The sequence below is a fragment of the Kaarinaea lacus genome (genome assembly GCF_975902315.1).
In genome coordinates this window covers 1-2849 of sequence record NZ_CDLKIE010000217.1, presented here as the reverse complement: position 1 = coordinate 2849, position 2849 = coordinate 1, and the positions used below count along the sequence as shown (strand labels likewise).

Here is a 2849-nt window from a genome sequence, read left to right as displayed (position 1 = left end):
GGCCCGGGGCATTTGAGACTGATCCCTGGCCCAGGCCATACAGTTTATCTAACCCTGAATCTACATCAGCGCCATCGGATTCAAGTGCCGCAACGTTGATGCTTCCCTGTAAATCTTTCTCTGAATCTGACCAGGTATACATACCACCGAGCCGGTAGGTATCATAACTCTCGACAGCACCAAAGATAGTGTTTTGCTGGGTTTTGGTAATGACATCAACCACGGCAGTGTAGGCATACTCCCCGTGAATAGCCGAACCTGGGCCGCGTATTACTTCAATACGTTCGACTTGCGCAATCGGAATTTCCTTAACCCGGGCGGCACTTCCGGTCAGGGTGGAGTTCATGGCAATACCGTTTACTAATAGTTTGATAGTGCCTGAAATATAAGTCTTTTCCAGCCCTCTCACATTGGTCTCCTTGTTACCGGTGGAGTCTATGGTAAGCTGGAAGCCCGGCACCAGGCTCAGTGCCTCCCAAACATTGCGAATGCCACGTGCCTGCAGATCATCGCCATTTAACACGGTCACCATGCCTGGTACAAAATCCACGTTCAGCCTGGATTTGGTCGCAATGTCAGTTTCCACTTCCAGAATCTGCACTAATTCCGATACTGCTATCTCCTGTACTGGTGGATCAGGCGCTTTTTCAGATGAGGATTGTGCTTCGGCAAAAACAGGCAGGAATACGAGGCACAAAATAGCCAATTCAATAAGACTGCGTGATGCAGGAAGATTTTCGGCAGGTGACGACTGTGAGCGGCAGGCAGCTGATGTGAATAAGCTGACACAAGTGTGGCAATTCATTGTCGCGCCTCATTTTCTTATGAGATTGGAGGGACAAGACCACTGATATTAAAATATAGATTAATAGATTCTAGAGCAAGTTTCCCTCGTTGTCATTGCGTTACTGTAAATTTGCCATTTGTCGTGGATTCCAGGGATTAGCGAACCACTATTGTTAAAAATAGAGGATACTCATTTCTGACTGTGACGGCACTGACTCAGAAAAACGATTCTAATGCTTCATTAAACCAGGGGGTGCTGGTACCGGGCTATTCGACAGTAAGATTCAGTAAAAAAACTGTACTATTGTTTAGTCGACAGGTACTTGTTGTATATGCTGTTCTGGAGATACCATGACCAAATGATTTTTTACCACTTGCTTCCAGTCTGATCGATCCGCAGTAAGTGGTTCTGATGCAACAATGACAGCATTTGGCCGGTGTTTTGATGCGATCATTCGATATTTGCCTTCCCGAATTTCCAGTTGCTCGCCACTGGATATATAAAGCGTTGGTGGTTCAACTTCTGTATTTGTGGCGTAGCGGCTAACGAGAATACTTTGTCCATCGGTAATTGCAAAATTAAGTGAAGAGGAATCAGTAATTCCTGCCTGGGCTTGCCAGTCTTTTATTTGATAGATCGTGGCTATCAGTGCATCAAGAAGATCCGTGGTGGAGTAGTCGCGTATTTTATCTCCTAATTTATTCAGAAAAACAGCGAAGGCATGTTCGGAATCCGTCGTTCCCTGAATGAAATTATAATAGTCATCGTGTAATGACTCTCTTAAGGTGCGTTTTATTTTCGGGAATTCAGTTATCTTTCCATTATGCATCCAGAGGAACTGTTCGTACTGAAACGGATGACAGTTAAATTCGCTCACGAAAGCGCCGGGTGTTGCCGCACGCACATGAGCAAAAAAACAGGTGGAGCGTATTTTTTCCGAGAGGTGAAATAAATTTCGATTGCTCCACGCCGGCTGGATGCTGGTAAACACGCAAGGTACAGGATCGATTTCCGGAGTATACCAGCCAACCCCAAAACCATCACCATTTAAGGGTTCTTCACGTTCTTTGGCTTTATAGCTTTGCATAATGAGGGACTGTTCTGCTTTCAAAAGCAGGTCCGACATAAACATCCCACGACCTTTGTAAACGAAGAAGCGACACATAGATAAGCTCCCAAGAAAGTGGCCTGGCAATTAAAGGCTGCGTCAACCCTCTATATGTTCAGGCGTTAATACATCTTCACCGGTTTCTTCCCGGATGCTTTCCCGCCTGGCTTGCCCGGCCAGTTCATCTTTATAGCTGGTTTTAGCGCCGACCCAGCGGTCCATGAGTTTGGCGGCGACCAGGTCACCACTGACATTAATCGCGGTGCGACTCATATCCAGTATACGATCCACGCCCATGATCAGGGCAATACCTGCGGCGGGGATACCTACAGTACCTAACACCATGGATAAAATCACAATACCAACACCAGGTGTTGCCGGGGCGCCGATAGACGCACCCACCGAAGTCAATACAATCAGTGCCATACCACCGACACCAATTTCAATACCGAAGACCTGGGCGAGAAATATCGCCGCAACACCCTGGTACAGGGCAGTACCGTTCATATTAATCGTTGCGCCGAGTGGTATGACAAATTGTGACACCGAGGGCCTGACTTTCAGTTTCTCTTCCGCGGTCTTTATCGACAACGGCATAACGGCTGCCGAGCTGGAGGTCGAGAATGCCAGTAGCAATACATCTCGCACTGATTTTATAAATGCAAAAGGATGTTCCCGGGCGGCTAAAAATATGATGATGAGATATACGATAAATAGAAGAAACAAACCCAGCAACACTGTGCCTACATAGATAGCCATACCAATCAATGCGTCCAGGCCAAGCTTTGCAGTGAGTTGTGACAATAATCCAAAGACCGCAATGGGCGCCAGTAACATGGCCCAGCGTACTACTGTCATGCAAACCTCCTGCAATGAACCCAGGAGGTCGAGCATCGGTTTAGCCTGCGCTGGTACCATCATCACCAGTGCTACACCCATCACCATGGCAAAAAT

The 2849-nt window shown here is 47.0% G+C and carries 3 protein-coding genes; all 3 read right to left on the bottom strand.

Annotation, left to right across the window (positions count from 1 at the left end):
* Positions 1–805 (bottom strand): TonB-dependent receptor plug domain-containing protein (locus ACWVCM_RS06465; RefSeq protein WP_455200908.1); only part of this gene is annotated, 805 nt, incomplete at its 3' end.
* Positions 806–1094: 289 nt separating this feature from the next.
* Entirely contained in the window at positions 1095–1913 is an 819-nt protein-coding gene (locus ACWVCM_RS06460) for a class II glutamine amidotransferase (protein ID WP_455200907.1), read from the bottom strand.
* Between the two features lie 81 nt (positions 1914–1994).
* Positions 1995–2849: dicarboxylate/amino acid:cation symporter (locus ACWVCM_RS06455; protein ID WP_455200906.1), on the bottom strand; the 855-nt coding region annotated here is incomplete at its 5' end.